Annotated in this window: 18 protein-coding genes and 1 pseudogene; 11 read left to right on the top strand and 8 right to left on the bottom strand. The window is 69.3% G+C overall.

The annotated features are described in order from the left end of the window. Positions 1-12 precede the first annotated feature (12 nt). The 4 genes from ACFXJ5_RS28190 (at position 13) to ACFXJ5_RS28175 (ending at position 8,675) form a co-directional block, all read left to right on the top strand. On the top strand, positions 13-780 hold the full coding sequence (locus ACFXJ5_RS28190; protein ID WP_384636908.1) for an RNA polymerase sigma factor SigF: 768 nt from the start codon (positions 13-15) through the stop codon (positions 778-780). 216 nt (positions 781-996) lie between these two features. Continuing rightward, the gene (locus ACFXJ5_RS28185) at positions 997-5,292 is read left to right on the top strand and encodes a HAMP domain-containing protein (RefSeq protein WP_459253992.1); all 4,296 of its coding nucleotides are present in this window, start codon (positions 997-999) and stop codon (positions 5,290-5,292) included. Continuing rightward, a complete protein-coding gene (locus tag ACFXJ5_RS28180) occupies positions 5,289-7,625 on the top strand; it encodes a SpoIIE family protein phosphatase (protein WP_384636818.1) in 2,337 nt (778 codons plus the stop codon). Before ACFXJ5_RS28185 ends, ACFXJ5_RS28180 begins: the two co-directional genes overlap by 4 nt. A 552-nt stretch (positions 7,626-8,177) precedes the next feature. After that, positions 8,178-8,675, top strand: coding sequence for a MarR family winged helix-turn-helix transcriptional regulator (locus tag ACFXJ5_RS28175; RefSeq protein WP_384636813.1), 498 nt, complete (start codon positions 8,178-8,180; stop codon positions 8,673-8,675). A 311-nt stretch (positions 8,676-8,986) separates the two neighbouring features. On the opposite strand, the gene ACFXJ5_RS28170 is transcribed toward ACFXJ5_RS28175, so the two are convergent. After that, the gene (locus ACFXJ5_RS28170; protein WP_384636902.1) at positions 8,987-9,241 is read right to left on the bottom strand and encodes a DUF5133 domain-containing protein; all 255 of its coding nucleotides are present in this window, start codon (positions 9,239-9,241) and stop codon (positions 8,987-8,989) included. Between the two features lie 80 nt (positions 9,242-9,321). Further along, positions 9,322-10,197, bottom strand: coding sequence for a SigB/SigF/SigG family RNA polymerase sigma factor (locus ACFXJ5_RS28165; RefSeq protein WP_384636810.1), 876 nt, complete (start codon positions 10,195-10,197; stop codon positions 9,322-9,324). Between the two features lie 151 nt (positions 10,198-10,348). Here ACFXJ5_RS28165 and ACFXJ5_RS28160 point away from each other — a divergent pair, with 151 nt between their 5' ends. The 7 genes from ACFXJ5_RS28160 to ACFXJ5_RS28130 all read left to right on the top strand — a co-directional run bounded on the left by ACFXJ5_RS28160 (position 10,349) and on the right by ACFXJ5_RS28130 (position 16,524). Next, positions 10,349-10,771 (top strand): ATP-binding protein, encoded by a 423-nt coding sequence (locus tag ACFXJ5_RS28160; RefSeq protein ID WP_384636806.1) that lies wholly within the window; start codon positions 10,349-10,351, stop codon positions 10,769-10,771. 249 nt (positions 10,772-11,020) lie between these two features. Further along, positions 11,021-11,755: a WXG100-like domain-containing protein gene (locus tag ACFXJ5_RS28155; protein WP_384636803.1), complete on the top strand. Its 735-nt coding sequence runs from the start codon at positions 11,021-11,023 to the stop codon at positions 11,753-11,755. Next, positions 11,752-12,612, top strand: coding sequence for a nucleic acid/nucleotide deaminase domain-containing protein (locus ACFXJ5_RS28150; protein ID WP_384636800.1), 861 nt, complete (start codon positions 11,752-11,754; stop codon positions 12,610-12,612). The genes ACFXJ5_RS28155 and ACFXJ5_RS28150 overlap by 4 nt, the downstream gene beginning before the upstream one ends. A 57-nt stretch (positions 12,613-12,669) precedes the next feature. Continuing rightward, on the top strand, positions 12,670-13,242 hold the full coding sequence (locus tag ACFXJ5_RS28145) for an SUKH-4 family immunity protein (RefSeq protein ID WP_384636798.1): 573 nt from the start codon (positions 12,670-12,672) through the stop codon (positions 13,240-13,242). Between the two features lie 60 nt (positions 13,243-13,302). Continuing rightward, complete coding sequence (locus ACFXJ5_RS28140) at positions 13,303-13,896, top strand: SUKH-4 family immunity protein (RefSeq protein WP_384636796.1); 594 nt, start codon at positions 13,303-13,305, stop codon at positions 13,894-13,896. A gap of 58 nt (positions 13,897-13,954) precedes the next feature. Next, the gene (locus ACFXJ5_RS28135; protein ID WP_384636793.1) at positions 13,955-14,800 is read left to right on the top strand and encodes a nucleic acid/nucleotide deaminase domain-containing protein; all 846 of its coding nucleotides are present in this window, start codon (positions 13,955-13,957) and stop codon (positions 14,798-14,800) included. After that, positions 14,797-16,524: a WD40 repeat domain-containing protein gene (locus ACFXJ5_RS28130; RefSeq protein WP_384636790.1), complete on the top strand. Its 1,728-nt coding sequence runs from the start codon at positions 14,797-14,799 to the stop codon at positions 16,522-16,524. Before ACFXJ5_RS28135 ends, ACFXJ5_RS28130 begins: the two co-directional genes overlap by 4 nt. Positions 16,525-16,564: 40 nt before the next feature. Here ACFXJ5_RS28130 and ACFXJ5_RS28125 read toward each other — a convergent pair. The 6 genes and pseudogenes from ACFXJ5_RS28125 to ACFXJ5_RS28100 all read right to left on the bottom strand — a co-directional run. Further along, positions 16,565-17,609, bottom strand: a pseudogene (locus tag ACFXJ5_RS28125) (transposase); the annotation flags it as partial. Positions 17,610-17,699: 90 nt separating this feature from the next. Next, positions 17,700-18,227 carry a GNAT family N-acetyltransferase gene (locus ACFXJ5_RS28120; protein ID WP_384636788.1) on the bottom strand — a complete coding sequence of 176 codons (528 nt, stop codon included), beginning with the start codon at positions 18,225-18,227 and terminating at the stop codon, positions 17,700-17,702. Positions 18,228-18,557: 330 nt separating this feature from the next. Then, positions 18,558-19,313: a class I SAM-dependent methyltransferase gene (locus tag ACFXJ5_RS28115; protein ID WP_384636785.1), complete on the bottom strand. Its 756-nt coding sequence runs from the start codon at positions 19,311-19,313 to the stop codon at positions 18,558-18,560. Between the two features lie 10 nt (positions 19,314-19,323). Next, positions 19,324-20,152 (bottom strand): IS5 family transposase gene (locus ACFXJ5_RS28110; RefSeq protein WP_384636899.1). Its coding sequence is split into 2 segments (ribosomal slippage): positions 19,324-19,395 and positions 19,397-20,152, totalling 828 coding nucleotides; the frame shifts between segments, so codons are not numbered across the junction. Further along, complete coding sequence (locus ACFXJ5_RS28105; protein ID WP_384636783.1) at positions 20,067-20,777, bottom strand: hypothetical protein; 711 nt, start codon at positions 20,775-20,777, stop codon at positions 20,067-20,069. The genes ACFXJ5_RS28110 and ACFXJ5_RS28105 overlap by 86 nt, the downstream gene beginning before the upstream one ends. Next, on the bottom strand, positions 20,774-21,031 hold the full coding sequence (locus ACFXJ5_RS28100; protein WP_384636780.1) for a hypothetical protein: 258 nt from the start codon (positions 21,029-21,031) through the stop codon (positions 20,774-20,776). The genes ACFXJ5_RS28105 and ACFXJ5_RS28100 overlap by 4 nt, the downstream gene beginning before the upstream one ends. Between the last annotated feature and the right edge of the window lie 298 nt (positions 21,032-21,329).

Here is a 21,329-nt window from a genome sequence, read left to right as displayed (position 1 = left end):
ACCGGCGGCTCGATGGGCACGGCCGAGGTACGGGACGTGTCGCGGGCCATGTTCGCCCGCCTGGCGGTGCTGGAAGAGGGCACCGAGGAGTACCAGTACGTCCGCAACACGCTCATCGAGCTGAACATGGCCCTGGTGCGGTTCGCGGCCAGGCGCTTCAGCAACCGCACCGAGCAGACCGAGGACATCCTCCAGGTCGGCACCATCGGCCTGATCAAGGCGATCGACCGCTTCGACCCGGACTACGGGGTCGAGTTCCTCACCTTCGCGATACCGACCATCACGGGTGAGATCAAGAGGTTCTTCCGCGACACCAACTGGTCGGTCCGCGTCCCGCGCCGCCTCCAGGAACTGCGTATCGACCTGGCCAAGGCCACTGATGCCCTCGCGGCGGAGCTGGACCGCACCCCCACGGTGGCCGAACTGGCCGAGCGCCTCGGGATCACGAAGGAGGAGGTGCTCGAGGCGATGGTCGCGGCCAACGCCTACTCCACCAGTTCGCTGGACGCCCCGGCCGCCGAGGACGAGGACGGCGCCTCGTGGGTGGACCGTCTCGGCTACGACGACCGTGCTCTGGAGGGCGTGGAGAATCTCGCCGCCCTCAAGCCGCTCATCGCCGCCCTGCCCGACCGCGAGCGCACCATACTGTCGCTGCGTTTCGGCGCGGAGATGACCCAGGCGCAGATCGGCGCCGAACTGGGCGTGACCCAGATGCACATCTCCCGCCTGCTGTCGCGGACCCTCAAGCGGCTGCGTCTCCAGCTGCTGACCGACCAGTAGCCCGCCCTCCCGCAGGCGGTCGTGGATGACCCCGCGCCGCCCGCCGGAGACGGCCGGAAAAGCGGCGCTCACCACGGGATCCTGCCCCGGAGCAGGATTGCGCGCGGTAGGGCATGAGGGCATTCTTGTGACGTTCGTCTGGATGCAAGCGGCGGTCTTCGCGACCTGCTTCATTCTTGCCGGTTTGCGCGGGATCGACAGGGTGAGGTGGCAGTGGTGCCAGAGTCCGTGGAACCTCGGGGGAGCAGATCAGCCGCCCCTCGGCGGGGCACCGCGGGAGCATCCGACGCCGGCCAGGTCGGGGAATTCGAACTGCGGAAGCTGCTCGCGGGTCTCACCGCGGTGCGTGACGGTGAATTCGGCACCCGGCTTCCCGCGTACGAGGACGGACTGCTCAGCGAGATCTCGCAGGTGTTCAACGGGATGGTGGACCAGCTGTCCCTGTTCACCTCCGAGGTGACCCGGGTCGCCCGCGAGGTCGGCACCGAGGGACGGCTGGGCGGCCAGGCGGACGTGCCCGGGGTCGACGGCACCTGGAAGGACCTCACCGACTCGGTCAACGCGATGGCCGGGAACCTGACGACGCAGGTGCGGGACATCGCGCAGGTGGCCACCGCGGTCGCGAAGGGTGATCTCTCGCAGAAGATCACCGTGGAGGCCCGTGGCGAGATCCATGAGCTGAAGAAGACCTTCAACACGATGGTCGACGAGCTGTCCTCCTTCGCCGACGAGGTGACCCGGGTCGCCCGCGAGGTCGGCACCGAGGGCATTCTCGGCGGCCAGGCCCAGGTGCCCGGTGTCGGCGGGACCTGGCGCGGACTGACCGACTCGGTCAACTTCATGGCGGGCAACCTCACCGCCCAGGTGCGTTCCATCGCACGGGTGGCCACGGCGGTCGCCCAGGGCGATCTGACCCGCAAGATCGAGGTCGACGCCCGGGGCGAGATCCTGGAGCTCAAGACCACCATCAACACCATGGTCGAGCAACTCTCCTCCTTCGCGGCCGAGGTCACCCGGGTCGCCCGCGAGGTGGGCACCGAGGGACGGCTGGGCGGCCAGGCCGACGTCAAGGGCGTGTCCGGCACCTGGAAGGACCTCACCGAGTCCGTCAACGTGATGGGCGACAACCTGACGGCCCAGGTCCGTTCCATCGCCGAGGTCACCACCGCCGTGGCACAGGGCGACCTCACGCAGAAGATCCGGGTGGACGCCCGGGGCGAGATCCTGGAACTCAAGGAGACCATCAACACGATGGTCGACCAGTTGTCGGGCTTCGCCGACGAGGTGACCCGGGTGGCCCGTGAGGTCGGCACCGAGGGCAACCTGGGCGGGCAGGCCACCGTACGGGGCGTGTCGGGCACCTGGAAGGACCTGACCGACAACGTCAACGTGATGGCGTCGAACCTGACCGGGCAGGTGCGTTCCATCGCCCAGGTCGCCACCGCCGTCGCGAAGGGCGACCTGTCACAGAAGATCACGGTCGAGGCGAAGGGCGAAGTGGCCGCGCTCGCCGGGGTGATCAACACCATGGTCGACACCCTGTCGGCCTTCGCCGGCGAGGTGACCCGGGTCGCCCGCGAGGTCGGCACCGAGGGCCAGCTCGGCGGCCAGGCCCAGGTGGCCAATGTGGCGGGCACCTGGAAGGACCTCACCGACAACGTCAACTCGATGGCGACGAACCTGACCAACCAGGTCCGCAACATCGCACAGGTCACCACGGCGGTCGCCCAGGGCGATCTGACCAGCAAGATCGACGTCGACGCCCGGGGCGAGATCCTGGAACTCAAGACGACGATCAATACGATGGTCGACCAGCTGTCCTCCTTCGCGGCCGAGGTCACCCGGGTCGCCCGCGAGGTCGGCAGCGAGGGCCGGCTCGGCGGACAGGCCGAGGTTGAGGGCGTCTCCGGCACCTGGAAGCGGCTCACCGAGAACGTCAACGAGCTGGCCGGCAACCTCACCCGCCAGGTCCGGGCCATCGCCGAGGTCACCAGCGCCGTGGCCGAGGGCGACCTGACCCGTTCCATCACCGTCGACGCCTCTGGAGAGGTCGCCGAGCTCAAGGACAACATCAACTCCATGGTGGGATCGCTGCGCGAGACCACTCGCGCCAACCAGGAACAGGACTGGCTCAAGACCAACCTGGCCAGGATCTCCGGGCTCATGCAGGGCCGCCGCGACCTCGCGGTCGTGGCGGAGCTGATCATGGACGAGCTGACCCCGCTGGTCGGCGCGCAGTACGGTGCCTTCTACCTCGCCGAGGACGGCGACCAGGGCATCGAGCTCGGTCTCATCGCCTCCTACGGCCACCCCGGGAACTCCGACCGGGCCACCCGGTTCCGGCTCGGCCAGTCGCTCGTCGGCCAGGCCGCTCGCAGCAGGCGCACCATCGCCGTCGACGACCTGCCCGCCGGCTATGTCACCGTCTCCTCCGGACTGGGCTCCGCCTCGCCGAGCAGCCTGATCGTGCTGCCGATCGTCGTGGAGGACCAGGTGCTCGGCGTCATCGAGCTGGCGTCGGTGGCCTCCTTCACCCCGGTCCACCGGGACTTCCTCGGTCAGCTGATGGAGACGGTGGGCGTCAACGTCAACACCATCGTCGCCAACGCCCGTACCGACGAGCTGCTCGGCGAGTCGCAGCGGCTGGCCGCCGAACTCCAGGCCCGCTCCGAGGAACTCCAGGTCCAGCAGGACGAACTGCAGCGCTCCAACTCCCAACTGGAGGAGAAGGCGGCGCTGCTGGTGACCCAGAACCGCGACATCGAGACGAAGAACCTGGAGATCGAGCAGGCCCGGCAGGAGCTGGAGGAGCGCGCCCACCAGCTCGCGCTGGCCTCGAAGTACAAGTCGGAGTTCCTGGCCAACATGAGCCACGAGCTGCGCACCCCGCTCAACAGCCTGCTGATCCTCGCCCAGTTGCTGTCCCAGAACCCCGGCCGCAACCTGACGCCCAAGCAGGTCGAGTACGCCGGGGTCATCCACTCGGCGGGCTCCGACCTGCTCCAGCTGATCGACGACATCCTCGACCTGTCGAAGGTCGAGGCGGGCAAGATGGACATCGCGCCCGAACGGCTGCCCCTGCGCCGCCTGCTGGAGTACGTGGAAGCCACCTTCCGTCCGCTGACCGGGCAGAAGGGGCTCGACTTCCAGGTCAGCATCGCCCCCGGCGTCGCCTCGGAACTGGTCACCGACGACTCCCGGCTGCGCCAGGTGCTGCGCAACCTGCTGTCCAACGCGGTGAAGTTCACCGAGACCGGCAAGGTCGAGCTGCGCATCGAGCCGACGGCCGAATCGAACGTGCCGGACGCGGTGCGCGGTCACGGTCCGGTCATCACCTTCCACATCCTGGACACCGGCATAGGGATCGCCGAGCAGCAACTCGAAACGATCTTCGGTGCCTTCCAGCAGGCCGACGGCACCACCAGCCGCAAGTACGGCGGCACGGGCCTGGGACTGTCCATCAGCCGCGAGATCGCCCAGCTGCTGGGCGGGGCGATCACCGCCTCCAGCACGCTCGGCGAAGGCAGCGTCTTCTCCCTCCACCTGCCGGTCGCCTGGTTCGAACCGGCTGAGGCGGCGGCGCCGCAGGACACGGAAGCCGCAGCGGTGACCGGACCGCCCGCTCCGCAGGGACTGCCGGCCCAGCGCCGGCTGCTGGTGATCGAGGAACGGCGGCAGGGCCTGCTGTCGCTCGTCGCCGAGAGCGCCCTCGCCGACCTTGCGGAAGGCCGCTCCTTCGCCGATCCGCGCGGCGCGGTTCAGGTGCGTACGGCCACCGGCATCGAGGAGATCGCCGCCGCGCTGTCCGGCGAGCCGTGCCACTGCGTCATCCTGGATCTCGACATGGCCGACGGCGCCGCGCTGCGCATTCTGGACGCCCTGGACGGCGATCCGGCCGTCCGGGAGGTTCCGGTCCTGGCCCACCACTCGCGCAGGCTCGACCCCGACCACGAACGGCTGCTGCGGAACCACGCCGCCCGGGGGAAGCCGCTGGAGCTGCTGCCCAGCCTGGACGAGCTGCGCGAACGCACCGCCCTGCACCTGACGGCCGAACGGCCCGCGGACGTACTGCCGTTGGCGGCCGCGACGGACGTACGGGAGGCGGCTGCGGGCAACGGCGGGGAGCCGGTGAGCGCGCTGGCCGGCCGCACCGTCCTGGTGGTCGACGACGACGCCCGCAATGTCTACGCCCTGACCGGCATGCTGGAACTGCAGGGCGTGCGGGTGCTGCGTGCCGAGAACGGCCGTGAGGGCATGGAGATCCTCTCCCGGCACCGGGAGATCGAGATGATCCTGATGGACGTCATGATGCCCGAGATGGACGGCTACGCCGCCGCCTCCGCGATCCGGGCCATGCCCAGGTACGCCGACCTGCCGATCATCGCCGTCACCGCCAAGGCCATGGACGGCGACCGGGAGAAGTGCCTGGCCGTTGGAGCCAGCGACTACATCGCCAAACCCGTCGACACCGACATGCTCATCGCCTGCATGCACCGCTGGCTGAGCCGGTGAGCGAAGACCCTCCCGGTGTCGACGCCCTGGCCGCCACCGTCGAACGGCTCCGCCAGGACCTGACGCTCGCTCAGGAGTCCGCCGACACCGGCGCCCTGATCGGCATCGCCACCGGCATCCTGGTCGAGCGCGGTCACGGCGGCCCCGCCGAGGCCGCCCGCTATCTGCGGGAGCTGGCCGACGCGGCCCGGCTCCCGCCCGTGGAAGTGGCCGCCGACATCGTCAACGCCGCCGCCGGCGCCGACCTCTCCCGTACGCTCCGGCCCGCCCCGCCCGGGCACAGCGGCGACCGGCAGCCCACCGCGCCGGTCCTGACCCTGCGTACGGCCGAGGCCGGTACGCTCTCCGGCGATCCGCAGGCCGCCGCGGAGGCGCTGCTGCGCCAGGCGCTCCCCCCGCTCGGCGGCACCGCCCTGGCCCTCTGGCGCACGGCCTCGGACGGCTCGCTCACGCTGGCCGGCCACGCGGGCCTCGCCCCCGGGGAGGCGGACCGGTGGCGGTACGTACCCCCGGGGGTCGGCACCCTGCCGCAGCTGGCCTTCGACGACGCGAGGCCCCGCTGGCACGGTTCGTTGCCGCAGCACACCCCGGGCATCGGCCGACGCGCCGGAACCGCCGGGGCGCGCGCGGTCCTGCCCGCCCGGCTCGGCGGCCGGATCCTCGGCGTGCTGGAGGTCTGCTGGCCCGGTCCGCGTCCCGCCCTGAGCCCGTCCGAACACCGTCAGCTCGACGCGTTCGCCGACCTGTGCGCCCACACCCTCTCCGGCGCACCCACGGACACCTACGGCCCGGCCCCCGTACCGGAGGGCGGCCGCCTCACCGGCCTCGCCGTCCTCGCCGCTCTCGCCGACGGACTGCTCGACCCCGCACTCGTACTCCGCCCGCTTGTCGACGCCCGGGGCGAGGTCGGCGACTTCCTCATCACCCACGCCAACGAGCGCTTCGCCGACCCGGCGGGCCGCCCACCGGGCGCCGTCATCGGCACGAAGCTGCTGGAGGCCTACCCGGCGGCCGCCCAGGACGGGGGCCTGTACGAACACCTCCTGCGCGTCCATGCCACCGGGCAGCCGTTCCGCACCGAGCAGCTCGCGCCCGCCACGCCGGTCGGCCCCGAACCGCTCGGCCGCGCGGTGTCGAGCAGCGTCAGCCGGTACGGCGAGGAACTGCTGCTCAGCTGGCGCGTGGAGGACCAGGCCGGCCGGCTGACCGCCCTCCTCCACCACACCCAGCGGCTGAGCCGCCTCGGCAGCTTCGAGGAGGACCTCGTCACCGGCGAAGTCCTGTGGAGCAGCGAGCTGTTCGCCCTCCACGGGCTCCAGCCGAGCGCCCCGCCGATCCCCCTGGAGGAGTTACGGCGGCACGCCCACCCGGACGACTCCGTCACCATCGGGCGCTTCATGCGCACCGTGCTGCACCGCCACCACCAGGCCTCGACGGCGTTCCGCCTGCAACGCGCCGACGGGGTCGTCCGGCACATCCGCGTCATCGCCGAACCGGTCACCGACCCCTCCGGCGACCTGATCGCCATCCGGGGCGCCTACCAGGACGTATCCGCTCAGCACTGGACGGAGGTCGCCCTCGCCGCGACCCGGGACCAGCTCGCCGACACCGAGGAGCGGGCCGCCGAACGCAACCGCCTGGCCCTGCAACTCCAGCAGGCCATCATGCCGCCCGCCCCCGCCCCCATCGACGTCTCCGGGCTGCGGGTGGCCGTACGCTACCGGCCCGCCGAGAAGGAACACCTGGTGGGCGGCGACTGGTACGACGTGGTCGTCCTGCCGTCCAAGCAGGTGCTGCTCGCCGTCGGGGACATCGCGGGGCACGGCATCGACGCCGCTACCGGCATGGTCGTCCTGCGGAACGCGCTGCGCGGGCTGGCCACCACCGGCGCGGGACCCGGGCAGTTGATGGGCTGGCTCAACACCGTCGCCCACCACCTCACCGAGCAGGTCACCGCCACCGCCGTCTGCGGCCTGTACGACCCCGGGACCGGCGTCCTGTGCTGGGCGCGGGCAGGCCATCCGCCACCCGTGCTGATCCGCGACGGCGAGGCCGCCTCCCTGCCGCTGCCCCGCGGCATCCTCCTCGGGGCGATCGCCGAGACGACCTACGAGGAGCACCGGCTCCCCCTGGCATCCGGCGACCGGCTCCTGATCTACACCGACGGCCTCGTCGAGCGCCGGGGCATCTCCGTGGAACGCTCCCTCGAACATCTCCTCGCGACCGCGGGCGGCCCCCCGCCCGGCCTGGACGAGCAACTGGACCTCCTGCTCACCCACAGCCGGTCCGACACCGACGACGACACCTGCCTCATCGGCGTCCAACTCTCCTGACCGTCGACAGGCCCGGACGAGTTCATCGACTGCGTCGGTCGCGCCGTGGAAGCCGTCCTGGAGATGATCGGCCGGCGTATCTCCCCCGGACAGGTCGCCGACCTGATCCCCAGGCTCCCCCCGGAGCTGCGTCCCCCTGCGCCCCGGCAACTCCGCTCCCGCCGGGGCGTATCACCCGCCAGGAAGCCCTCAAGGACCTCCGGGCGGTCTTCGCCGTACTGCCCCAGGCCATCGGCGACGACACGGAGTACGCCGACGTCATCGCCCAACTCCCGGGCGAATACCGACGATGCTGAAGCACGGGTGAGACGTCACTTCCTCGCCCCCGGTCAGGCGTCCATGGCCGCCGGGGCCGCGTCGAGCAACTCCTTGGCGGTGAGCGGGTGGACCTCGCCGACATCGTGGCCTTCCTCGCCAGTCACGACGCCCGCCGGGTCACCGGCCAGGCCATCGCCGCCACAGGCGGTCTCGCCTGTTGCGCCGCCGGTGGGCGCGCCGGGCCCGGGCGGGCCCGTACTGACAATTCGGCGTCACGGGTGGCACAGTGGGGTGATGCGCCCCAGCACTCCGTCACCACCGCAAGATCTGGCGATCACCGCCTCCGAAGTGGCGGGTCTGCTTGCGGTTCTGTGGGGAAGAGTGCAGGTCAAGGTCCCGACCGGACCTATTTCCCCGTCGCAGCTGCGCGCCCTGCTGGTGATCGAGCGGCTGGAGGGCAGCAATCTGAGGGCCCTGGGTGAGGCGCTGGGATCGGGTCCTCCCGCCACCAGCCGGCTCTGCGACCGCCTGGAGGCCGCGGGTCTTGTGGAGCGCCGGCTGAGCACAGCCAGCCGCCGTGAGGTCGAGCTGTATCTGAGCAGAAGGGGCCGGGCTCTGCTCGACGAGGTGCGTGATCGCCAGGTCGACGAGGTGGCTCCGGTGCTGGAGGCGATGTCCCCGGAGGACTACGGGCACCTCGTCAAGGGTCTGACCGCTTTCCGGGATGCTGCCGCCGTCGTGGTGGACGGTGACGACGGCGCTCCGGACATGCCCGTGGCGCGCCCCGCCTGACGCCCGGCCGGTCGGATCAGGGTCCCGTCGCGGTCCTCTCGCGAACGCGGCCGAACCGCGGTCCGTCTACGCACCCATATCATTGGGCAATGGCAAATGTTGTCAGAAGGCAACTGATCGCTTCAGTCTCGTCCCGGACGTATCCGGCGGCCCACGGGCCAGGGAGCCCGGTGGCGAGAGGAGACACCCAGTCATGGGCCGTCCTGGGCGAGCTGAACTCCAGCCGGGACATCGACGTCGACGCCGAGGACGACGCCCTGGTCGTGTGCCTGGACTGGACCGGACGTGACGGTCACGACGGCTCGGCAGGGTCAGGCGCTCAGCCGCGCACCTGTGCCGGAGGATTCTTCCGGCACCGGCAGGTCCACGAGGGCGGCCTCCAGCCGTCGTTCCGCGGCGAGCAGCGCGTCCTCGACGGTACGGGTCCCGGTGGAGACGCACAGCGTGTACGTGACGTCCTCCAGCCTGCGACGGCAGCCGGGTGACCCGTCCTGCGTGTGCAGGATCTGAAGGGCCCGGTACTCGTCCACGAGCTTTCGCAACACCACCGGGTGCGCCATCAACACCGTTCGTACTTCCATCGTTCGAAGACCGTCCGTTCTCGCGCGCCCGCGCCTGCGGGCGAGGGGCTGTTGCGTGGTAGGGGCTATTGCGTGGTGAGCATCCCGGCGCGCAGCTTGGCCAGGGTGCGGGAAAGGATGCGGGACACGTGCATCTGGGAGACGCCCAGCTCGGCGCCGATCTGGGACTGCGTCATCTCGCAGCCGAAGCGCAACTCGACGATGCGGCGTTCCCGGTCGTCCAGCGTGCCCAGCAGCAGGGCCAGCGTGAGGAAGTTCTCGACGGCCTCCATGCCCGGGTCGGGCTCGCCCAGGACGTCGGAGAAGGTGCGGCCCTTGGGGTTGGCCTGGCCGTCGTCCGTCGCGTCCGCGGGCAGATCCAGGGAGCCGGCGGTATAGCCGTTGGTGGCGACGATGCCCTCGGTGACCTCTTCCTCGGTCAGCTTCAGATGCGTCGCGAGCTCCTTGACCGTCGGGTCGCGGTCGAGCCTGAGGGAGAGGCCCTCCTTCGCCTTCGCGAGCTCCACCCGCAGTTCCTGGAGCCGCCGGGGGACGTGGACGGCCCAGCTGGTGTCGCGGAAGAAACGCTTGATCTCGCCCACGATGTAGGGGACCGCGAAGGAGGTGAACTCCACCTCGCGTGACAGGTCGAAGCGGTCGATGGCCTTGATCAGGCCGATGGTGCCGACCTGGACGATGTCCTCCATCTCACCGCTGGCCCGGTTGCGGAAGCGGCTCGCGGCGAAGCGTACGAGGGACAGGTTCATCTCGATCAGGACGTTGCGCGCGTAATGGTGTTCGTGGGTGCCCTCTTCCAGCACCTGGAGCCGGTCGAAGAAGATCCGTGACAGGCTGCGCGCGTTCTGGGGTGCCAGCTTTCCCGGTTCCTCGATCCACGGGAGTTCACCCACCATCGCCGGCGCCTCCGTGGCGTCGGTGGTCTGCGTGAACATCGCTGCCATGATGCCCCCTCCCTGGTTGGCGTGCCGTGCCTGTCGGTAGCTGCTCGTCTGTCCCGGCTTCCGGATTTCATGCCGGTCTTTTGGTGGTGCTGCGGGTGGGTAGGCGTTGATCGGCACTGACCGACCGGTAGAGCTTCACGGGGAGAAACACATGCGCCACCTGGATGTGATCGAAGGATCTGCTGACGAACACGAGGACCCGCCTCCCGACTGCGTCTGCCGCCCGCACCGGGCGTTCGAAGCGCGGGAAGCCGCCTCGGCCTTCCTCGCCCGGCTCCGTCCCGCCCCCTCCCCGGAGGTCGCCCACAGCTTCCTGCTGGTGGTGTCGGAGCTCGTGACCAACGCCATCCGCTACGCCGGCGGCACCGCGGTCCTTCGGCTCACCGCCGACCGCCACAGCCTGAGCGTCGCCGTCGAGGACCCCAGCCCCGTCCGGCCGCAGACGCGCACCCCCGACCTCACCGGCCGCACCGGCGGCTTCGGCTGGCCCATGGTCCAGCGACTCGCCCGCTGCGTGTACGTCCACCCGCAGCCCTACGGCGGCAAGGTCGTCCGGGCCGTCCTGACGCGTTGACCCGCTCGACCCGGAGTGCAGTGCCAGGACTGTCGACGGAGGCACCGGCCGGCCGCGAGTCGGCCCCGCCGAGGACCACTCCTGTCCGAACTCCAGGCCTGGTTCCAGCCGCCCCGCCGACGGGCTGAGCAGCCTCAGGTCAGGGCCTTGGGACGACGTTTCTTACGGAAACTTTGCCCTCCCCTTGTCGCCCGCGGGCCGATCGCGCGCAAGGCTGGCGAGAGCCAAGACTTGACGGGGGCATGCACTTTGGCGATCGAACTTCCAGAAGAAGTCGTCTCGTTACTCCAGTTCATCGGCATCAACTGGCCGAACGTGAACGAGGACAAGGTCCGCGAATTCGCCACGCACGTACGCGACTTCGCCACGAACGTGGACCAGACGCACCAGGACTCCACGGCCAGCATCAAGAAGATGGCCGACGTCTACCAGGGCGCCTCCTACGACGCGCTGTTGGCCAAGTGGGGGCAGATGTCCTCCACTCACATGTCCGAACTGATCACGGCCTGCCATACGGTGGCCACCGCGCTGGACGCCGCAGCCGACGTCATCGTCGCCATGAAGGGCGCCGCCATCGCCGAACTCATCGCACTGGCAGCCTCGTTCGTCGCCGACCAGGCCGCCGCCGTCGCCACCTTCGGACTGGCGGAGGCTGCCGAGGCACTGATTGTGGAAGCGGCCGAGAAGGCCGTCAACTACCTCGAACAGCAGCTGGAGCAGTACATCATCGGCGAGGTCATCGAGGCCGCCGTCAATCCGCTGATCGAGGTCGTCGGCCGGTCGGTGAGCGGCCTGATGTTCCAGGCCGCCGAGTCCGCCCTGGGCGTCTCCGCCGACGGCGGCGCGGGCGGGGTCGGGACCGGCTTCTCCATCCACCCGGAGGAACTCGACGCCCGCGCGGAGCTGATGCACGGCCACGCCGAGAAGATCGCCACCCACGCCGAGGAGTTCCGGACCAAGGCGGCGGCGGTGAGCTTCGAATGACCAACAAGATCGTCAGTGCCCTGGAGGACGGCGCGGGCAAGCTGATCAAAACCCTGGGCGACGACGCCGGGAAGGCCGTCAAGAATCTCTATCACGACACCGGCAACCGGTTGAAACGGGTCTCCAGCAACCATCTGGAGAACGACGCCAAGCACGCGGCGGAACTGGAGAGAATCGCCAAGCGTCCCAGGACCGAAGAAACACCCATCTACCATGTTGGCGACGACGGAACCATCCGGCGGCTGCACCACGACCCGTCCGCGAAGGACCCCGAAAAGCGCTACACGAAGTCCGACCTGACGGACGACGACAAGAAACGGCTGGGCCTCGACAGCTCATCGATCGGCCGTCCGGTCGCGGGCGAAAGGAACGCCAGGCTCAAGCGGAAGGGAGAGGAGGGGTACACCAGGCCACGGCCGCAGGCGCCGTCCCAGGAGGTTGCGCTGGGCAGCACCGACCTCGCCCAGGCCACTCAGCTCGCCCGCCACGCGGACAAGAGCTACGGCAGCCGGCTCGGGGATGGCGAATTCCAGAGCAACAATTACGCTGCCGCAAGAGTCCGCAGCAAGGACGGCAGCGGCGATTTCGTCATCGTGGGCCGCAGCAACGGATACCGCCATTCGGAACGGATGATCGGGACGCCGTTCCTCAGAGAGGGGGAGCCATCCAGAATAAGAGAGGTCTACACAGAGCGGGAGCCGTGCACCGATCCACCCAGCTGTAGATCCTGGATAGCGGAGAGATTTCCGTCCAGCGTGCAGGTCAGTCATAGTGTTGAATACGGCGACAAGGAATCGAGAGCACGAGGGAACTCCACCATGGAGAATTATCTCAATCAGTTGAAGAAGCAGAGATAAAACCGCCGAAAAGACCCGGTCAGCACCGATCATTCACCACGACAGGGACCGAAGCACATGACCAGCCACCTCAGCCGCGACACGCTGGAGACCGTGTTCGAGCCGGCACAGCTCATCACATCCCCGGAGAGCGTTCTCGGCCCGGTACGGGACCCGGACGCCAGAGAAGTTCTTCGGGCGCTGGGCATCCCGGTCTGGGAAAACCCTTGGTTCGACCTGGACCATGGGACCGGCGAACGCCTCGAACGCGTGCGGGAATGGGACGGAGAGCTCTCCGAGAGATACGACCAGGTCCCGGCGGGGGCTGACGACTGGATCAGCCTGGGGATGATTCCCTACGACGACCTCGCGTTCGACCCGGACACCGGCGCAGTCCACTGCTTGCCCGAGGACGCCGAGATCTACCTGTTCAACAGCAGCCTGCGCTCCTTCGTCCATTTCCTGTACCTGCTCAAGGCCGAGAGCCCGAACTACGAGTGGAACGAATCCAATACAATGGCCGGCCTTGAAGCCACGCGCTTGCGCATTCGCGAGGCGATGACGTCCGTGGACCCGGCTGCGCTGGAGAATCCGAAATCCCGCTGGTTCGATGTCCTCACGTACATCGTGGACCCCGAACACCACTACTGATACAGGCTGAGGGCCAGTGGATAGACTCCCGACCACCCCGCCCAGCGACAGGAACCGCGCATGACCAGCCCCCCTGAGCTCAGTCGCCGAACACTGGAGACCGTGTTCGCCCCGGCCGAACTCATCACCGTCCCGGAGAGCCGTCTGGACGCCGTGGCGGACCCCGACGCCAGAGACGTACTGCGCACGCTGGGGCTCCCGGTGGGGAAGAACCCGTGGTTCGGCCTGGACAACAAGATAGGGGAACGGTTCAGGCGGATCGGGGAGGATTACGACTGGGAACTCGCGGAGCGCTATTCGGAGGTCCCGCTGGGGGCTGAGACGTGGATCCCTCTGGGAATGATCCCTTACGACAGCATCGTGCTCGACCCGGACACCGGCAAGGTTCACTGCCTGCCGCAGGACGGGGAGATCTACCTGTTCAACAGCAGACTCCGGTATTTCGTCCACTTCCTGTACGTCCTACAGGCCGAGCGCCCGTATTTCGACGTCGAGTGGGAAGGGGACGACGATGACGACCTCTTCGACCCCGAAGGCGCCCGTACCCGTATCGAGGCGGCGATGAGGTCCATCGACCCCGTCGCGCTGGAAGTCCCGGAATCGCGCTGGTTCGATGTCCTCACGTCCGTCGTGGACCCCGAGTCCGACTACTGACCACTGACGCTGACCCATGACTGCTGACTGCTGATTCCCGCCAAGGAGAGCCACCCCGGTGACTGAAGACGGAGCCCTGCGGACCTTCGGACCGACCGGCCCGGAGGATCCTGCCGGTACGGCCGCGCACCGGCTGGCCGGGATATCCGTACCGTGGCGGTTGGGCCCCTATTTCGCCACCGGTGAGCAGGATCCGGTGGCGCTCGGCGAGTACGCCGCCGCGACCGGCCGCAGTGTGGGCCGGGAGGAGTGCGCGGTGTGGGCGCGGCTGGGCGGCGACAACGGCTTCGAGATCGCCGCTGACACCGAGGGCGTGGTGTGGGCGGTGCTGCTGGACTACGACGAGGCGGACCGCTTCGTCAATTCATCCCCGGAAGCGTTCGCCGCCGGCCTCGCGGAACTGCGCGAGGCGCTGCGCGTGATGGTGGGCACCGACCAGCCGGAGGTTGCCTCTTCGGCCTTCGAGAGGCTGGGGGAGCGGCTGCGGGCGGGGGATCCGCAGGCGTTCGCGGGGCGGGAGAGCTGGTGGCCGTTGGTGCTGGACGACATCCGGGACACGGCGAGTGTCGAGAATTACGCGGCCTTTGAATATGTCGACGCCGCCGGCGACAAACGGATCGTCACGCGGTCCGGCGCGATCGCGCTGCACCCCGAGGAACGGCTGTGGGACACCCTGAACGGGGCCGGGGTCGAGCCGGAGCAGGTCCTGCGCATTCATACCGACCTGGCGCCCTGTTTCATGCCGGGCCATTACTGCTCGATGTGGCTGGCGCAGGTCTTCCCGCAGGCCGCGATGACGCACAGCTTCCCGTACGGGGAGTCAGCCGGCTCACGCGCCGAGGGCGTCCGGAGACTTCGCGAGAGCGCCGACGAAGAGGCCGGCGGACCGGCGGCGGGGCAGTGACTCCCGACGTCACGGCCTGGCCGCCGTTGGAAGGAGTCACGGCAGCCCACGGACCGGCGCTGCTCGACTGGGCGGCCGACGCCACCCCGGGGCGGCCCAGGGTCTGCCTGGTACGGGGGGCCGGAGGCAGCGGCAAGAGCCAGTTGCTGGCCTGGTTCCTGATGGGTTCGGCCAGCGATCCGCGTACGACCGTGCACGCGGCGGTGCTTTCGGCGGGGCTGTTCGCGGACGCGTTCGCCTGGGAGCTGGGGCGGCAGCTCGGCTACGGCCCGCTGTCGCCGGCTCGGCTGCTGGACCGGCTCGTGGCCGATCAGCGGCCCCTGTTGCTGCTCGTACCGGACCTCCACCGCTCCGGGCGCGGCCCGGCCGACCGTCCGGCGGGCGATCCGGCGACCCTGGTGCAGGACCTCGTCGTCCCCTTGCTGGAGCTTCCGCAGACCCGGGCCGTCATCGAGGTCGGGGACAGCGGTCTCCTCGACGGGTGGGGAGACGCCGGATCCGTCGGGACCATCGATGCCGGCGACAAACCGTACGAAGCCTTCGCGAAGCCTGAGCCGGTGGCACAGCTTCCCCGCACTGCCGACGGCCGCCCGCTCTGGGACCAGGCCCCGCAGGCCCTCCGCGAACACGCCCTCGACCGGGCGCTGTCCGCCCCCGACTCCGAGCACGCCGTACGGGCGCTGCTCACCGACCCCGGGTTCCTGCTGCACGGCTCGGCGGTGTCCATCGCGGCCTGTCTGGCCGACGAGCGGATACCGGCCCCGCCGGGGCTGCGGGAGACCTGGCGGACGGCGGCTCCGCAGCTGTCGAACACCGAGCACAGCGCCGCCGAGCGCGCCGCGCTCCTCCACGCCGCCGCGCTGGGCGCCAGTCCCGCCCTCGCCCGCTATCTGCTGCCCCTCGCCGAAGGGCATGTGTTCACGGCCGTCTGGGCCCGGCCGGACGCGGCTGTGACCGCCCTGGCACCGCTTGAGCAGGGGGAGTTGCTCGCCGCCGACCCGCTGGGCGACATCACCCTTCTCGACGCGGTGACCGGCCGGACCACCGCCCCGGTCCCCTCGCCGAGGACGGCCCGCCCGCAAGGCATCGCCGTACGCCCTGACCACTCCCTGTCGCTGCTCCTGCTCACCGACACCGGCGCCCTTCTCCCCGCCGGGGCGGATTTCACCGGCGTCCTCGGCCATATCGCGGCCCACCACGGGCAGGCCGCCCTCAGGAACCCGGACCGCACGCCGACCGCACTCGGCCAGTGCCCGCGCAGCGGGATCACGGTCGTCGGCGACGAACAGGGAAACGTCCACGTCTGGAACCTCGGAGCCCCCCAGGCGGCCCCGCTCTCCCGTGCCCTGCACCCGGCCCCCGTCACGGCCGTGGCCTGTCTGGCCCTCCCCGGCGACGAGGGCACCCTCGTGATGAGCGCGGCCATGGACGGCACGGTCCGGCTCTGGGAGACCTCCGCCGACCCCCTGCCGGTCCCCGTCGAACAGCGACGCGCCCTCGTCACCGCCATGACCGCCGCGCCGACCGCCGACGGCCCCGTCCTCGCCGTCGCCTGGAACGACGCGACGCTCCACCTGTGGCATGTCCTGACCGGCCGCGTTCGCCCCATCCCCCTTCTCCTACCGTGCCAGGCGCTCGCCCTCTCTCCCGACTCCCGCCTCACGGTCGGCGGCCCCGAAGGCGCCTACGCGCTCGGGCTGGACACCGCGCGGCTCTGGGACTGACAGAGCGACTGACAGAGCGCAGGCTGAGACCGTTTGCCGTCGTGGCCAGTTCGTGTCTCCAGGGCCAGGTCGCCGAGATCCGCAGGCGGAGGCGGCGTCCACCGCGGGTGAGGCGGGCGGCAACGTGTAGCAGCCGATAGCGAAGTTTCTTGGGTTCGGCGGCGGCGAGTTCGCCACCCAGCAGGAGGACGCGGGCCCAGGCGAGGAGATCGATCGCGGTGAGGCTGAGTTCAAGCCAGGTGGCGTTGACGTCGAAATGGCGGGAGGGGAAGCGGCCGAAGCCAGTGTTCTTGCCGCACCGGATGTGGTCCTCGACGGTGGCGTGTCCGCGGTGGCGGACCTCACGGAACTGTGCGGAGCCGCCGCCGGAGTATGGGGTATCGGTAAGGAATACCTGGTGCCGCAGGCCCTCGTCGTGGTCGAACAGGGACAGTTGGGCGCCGGGGTGCGGTCGTTCGCGCCGCACGGTGATGCGGGTGCCGACCGGGTAACCGGCGAGGTCGACCATGCCGGTCAGTTCGGCGACCTCGGCGCCGTCTCGCAGTGTCCCGTTCTGGTCCAAGGCGGGATGCCAGAGAGCTTCGGGCAGTGAGCGGATTGCACAACGGACTGGCTCGGTGACCGCGTATCCGACCGAGATCCGCAGGGGCGGGTATGCCCTGGCCGGTCTCGGCGGCCTGCATCCAGGCGACTTCCCGGGCTGAGGCGCGGGCCGCTCGCAGCGAAGCGAGTACTGCCCCGTCGGTGTCGGCGAGCAACCGCCAGGCGGTGGGCGTGGAGGCGACCGGTCCGAATACCTCGCCCTGGTCCCGCAGCACGGCCAGGTCCGCTATTGCCTCACCGCCGTCGGCGAGCATCACCGCGAGATCGGTGGCGGTCCGACCTGGATCGTGCCCTGTGCCACGCGGTCGCAGCGGCCTGAGCGCAGTGGAGTAGGCGGTGGTCAGACCGGTGGCATCGGCAAGATCCGCCAGCAAACGTGCGCCCGCGTGCCCGACCACCCCCGAACCGTCAGGGGAGACGTAGAGCGTGGGACGAGAACCGACACCCTGCACGCAGAAAGCGCCTTCCGCTTGGACTGACAGAACCCCTCGACAAGGTTCATCGTCCCAGCTCAGAAGGCACTTTCGTATTTCCTCCCCGCTTCCGGCCTCATCTCAACCGAAACGGCGAGGCTAGTCGCCGAGGACCCGCTCCCACAGCAGCCCGTCCCGCCAGTTCCCGTCGAGAAAGATGGAGGAGTGCGCGACGCCGTACGGGCTGAACCCGTTGCGGCGCAGCACCCGCTGCGACGGCAGATTCTCCAGATTGGTGGACGCCTCGGCGCGGTGCAACCCGAGTTCGTCCGTCATCACCCGGAGTACAAGCCCGACGGCGTGCCCGGCGTGCCCTTGATTCTGGGCGACGCTGGCGATCCAGTATCCGACGGAGCCGCGGCGCAGGTGCGGCTGCGGCAGGATGCCTCCGACGGTGACCTGCCCGATCACCTGGTCGTCGGCGAGCACCACGCCCGGCCAGAGCGCGCCGGCCCGGTATCCGGCCAGCAGGCTGTCGATCCGCTCCGCCTGGCCCTCCGGGGTGAAGAAGTCGGCCGGCTGGGCCGGTTCCCACGGCCGGAAAGCCTCGAAGTCCCGCACTCGATGCGCGGCGATCGCGGCGGCGTCGGTGGGCTCGATCAGGCGGATCCTGGTGCCGCTGCGCATGGCTGATCCTCGTCGCGGTGCGTCGGATGAGACGGCCAGCCTATGCGAGGGTGCCCGCGCCGCCGCACCCTACGCCCGCCGGAGGACGAGTCGATCGCGCAGCTCGTGCTCTCGATACCCTGCACGCAGAAAGTGCCTTCCGCCTGGACTGACAGAACCCCTCGACAAGGTTCATCGTCCCAGCTCAGAAGGCACTTTCGTATCTCCTCCCCACTTCCGGCCTCATCTCAACCGAAACGGCGAGGCTAGCTGACAGTTGGCTCTTCTACGCCCAGCGCGGGATGACCAGCTGACTAAGGACTCATAACGGAATGAGACTAGGGATGACCGTTATTGACGCTGCGCGAACGCTGCATGCACCCCGCGTGACACCGTTACGTCCCCCCCGAGTTCTTCGATCGCCCCCCACAGTGCCGCTTGAACGGTCGTCAGCTGCTGCGGTGTGAGGGCCCTGTGGTCGCTGAACGTGGCGACGAGACCGACCCAGTTGGTGGCACTCACCGTCGCTTCCCACTGGTAGTTGCGGGTCTCGATCGGCCCAAACGCCGAAATGGGCTCGAACGGCTCGCCCTGTGCCTGGTGCGGTTCGTAGCTGTGCGTCCTTGCTTGCGGCGCGTGCTCGTCATAGACGCGCTGGAAGAGCGCCGCGACGTTGTCGTCGAGGAGGTAGTAGCTCCAGAACAGTGCGAGCGTGCCTCCTGGACGCAGCACCGTTGCGGCCTTCTTGCTTCCGCGCACCGGATCGATCCAGTGCCACGCGTCAGCACACGTGATCAGGTCGAACCGGCGGCCCGTGGCATCCCAGGACTCGAACTCCGCGACCTCAACCGGCACCCCGTGCCCACGCGCGAGGTCGGCCATCCGCTCGTCGATCTCCACTCCGAGCACCCGCATCCCACGGCCGACCAGGTCAACGGCAACTTTGCCGGTGCCGCAGCCGACATCGAGCACGTCGACGGGTCGCAACGCGACCAGATCGTCGATGAGGAGGTGCGGCGGGGAGGGCCGGTAATGGTCGTACTGCTCACTGGCGGAGCCGAACGACTGAGCACTTGTCCGATCCAGGTGATATTTCGGCGACGTCATGGCGCCGACGCTAGCTGGCCGCAAGCGACCGGTGCCGACTCCTCTTGAGAACTGGGGCTTTGAGGCGTCGCCAGCAGATGATCTGCGCAGCCGAGGGTGAGGAAGGCCTGGGGGATGTCGGCGCGGATCTCCCAGCGGATGCGTAGTCGGCGGAAGCAGTGCAGGAGGGCGAAGGCTGCTTCCACGACCCAGCGGTTCTTGCCCAGGCCGCTGCCGTGCCCAGTGCCGCGGCGGGCGATCAGGGGGCGGATTCCCAGGTCGCGGACCCGCCGATGGTACATGTCGTGGTCGCAGCCGCGGTCCGCGTAGAGCACATCGGGGCGCCGGCGCGGTCGTCCGCGCTTGCCCCGGATCGGCGGCACGGCGTGGATCAGGGGCAGGAGCTGCGTGACGTCGTTGCGGTTGCCGCCGGTCACCGTGGCGGCCAACGGGATCCCGTTCGCGTCGACGATGACATGGTGCTTGCTGCCCGTCTTGGCACGGTCCACCGGCGAGCGCCCCGTGGCCTGCCCACCCTTCAAAGCCCGCAGGTGGGAGCCATCGACGGAAGCACGGGACAGGTCGAGCACGTCGTCGGCGCGAAGTTCGGCGAGCAGGAGTTCGTGCAGCTGCTGCCACACGCCCGCCTCGTTCCAGTCCCGCGGCCGCCGCCAGCAGGTCATCCCCGATCCGAAGCCCAACTCCTGCGGCAAGAACTCCCACCGGATCCCCGTGTACAGCACGAACAGGATCCCGCACATGACTTTGCGCTGGTCAAGCCGCTTGCGTCCGGGATAGCGGAAGCGCCGCTCCACCACCGGCAGCAGCGGCTCGATCCGTTCCCACAACCCGTCCTCGATCTCCCACGGCTTGCGCCTGACCGCCCCAGACGGCGGCCGCCATCCCGCTGGTCAGGTCCTTCGGGTTCTCGCTCATGATGAACACAGGCACGGCCACGCCGACAACGGTGAAGGAAGACAAGATCAACAAGCCGATGCCGAGCCCCTTCGGCTTCACGATGGCATTCCGGGTCAACCACAGCCGCTCCACTTCCCCCTCCAGATCCTCCAACCGCTGCGATGCGCGCTCGTCCAGCGCATTCAGGGCATCACGCCGGGCCCCACGCCTCAAGATCACCGAGTCGGGCGTCTTGATCATAGGAATCGCTGGCAGTCGGAATGAGGGCAAGGGGCTGGACCAACTCCGGGTTGTCCGCGAGGAGGGGGACGGGGGCAGCATCCACACCCTGAACTTGATCTCCCAAGCATTTTCGATCTTCATTGGGAGCCGGGGGTTGGCACGGCGGAAGTCCCGCCAGTCCAGGTCGGATGCCGAGCCCTCAGGCAACAGGGCCTTGATCGTCTCACCGGCCTGAGCCAGTTCCTCGGCCACAACGGCGGCGTGGCGTTCGATCTCCTCGTCACTCAAAGACGAGTAGCCGCCGACCTCGCGCAGGCCATTGGCATCAACGATCCCTGCGTTCACGGCCTGGAGGGTGCCGAGGTCGAAGAAGAGGTTGAGCTCGAACCCAGCAGGTTCCGACGCGCTTCTTCCGCGCGTACTTTCGCGACGTCGCGTCGCGCCATGGCGTCGTTCAGCACCCGTTGGGCGCCCTCCTGTTCGGAGCTCAGGGTCACGAACCGGGCGACCAAGAGGCCGCCCACGATCGCGACGAGGGCGGCGCTGGCGGTGGTGATCGTCGACAGGAACGGAGCGGGATCGGTCAGCTCGGTTGGCATGCCGAGCAAGCTACGGCCCTCCAACGACATGAGCGGCCTTCACGAGCGGACGGGGTGACACAACTCCACGTGACGGACGTGACCGCGACGTGTTTGCGCAGTTCAGAGTCATTACGCACAGCTTGGCGTTCGGAAAACTGGACGAGGCCCCCGAGTTCAACGGGCAGGCGCTGGAGGCCCTGCGCCCAGCCGTCGTTCTCCAGACTTCCCGATGTCTCATGAGACATCAGGCGCCGACGCATCGGTCACCCCGCCGCCGCGATGTCGCCAGGGGTGAGGTCATCCCGAATACGCAGGT

The sequence above is a fragment of the Streptomyces sp. NPDC059373 genome, assembly GCF_042751495.1.
In the GTDB taxonomy this organism is placed as follows: domain Bacteria; phylum Actinomycetota; class Actinomycetes; order Streptomycetales; family Streptomycetaceae; genus Actinacidiphila.
Note: the sequence above shows the minus strand (reverse complement) of the source record. Positions and strands in the feature narration are given on the sequence as shown.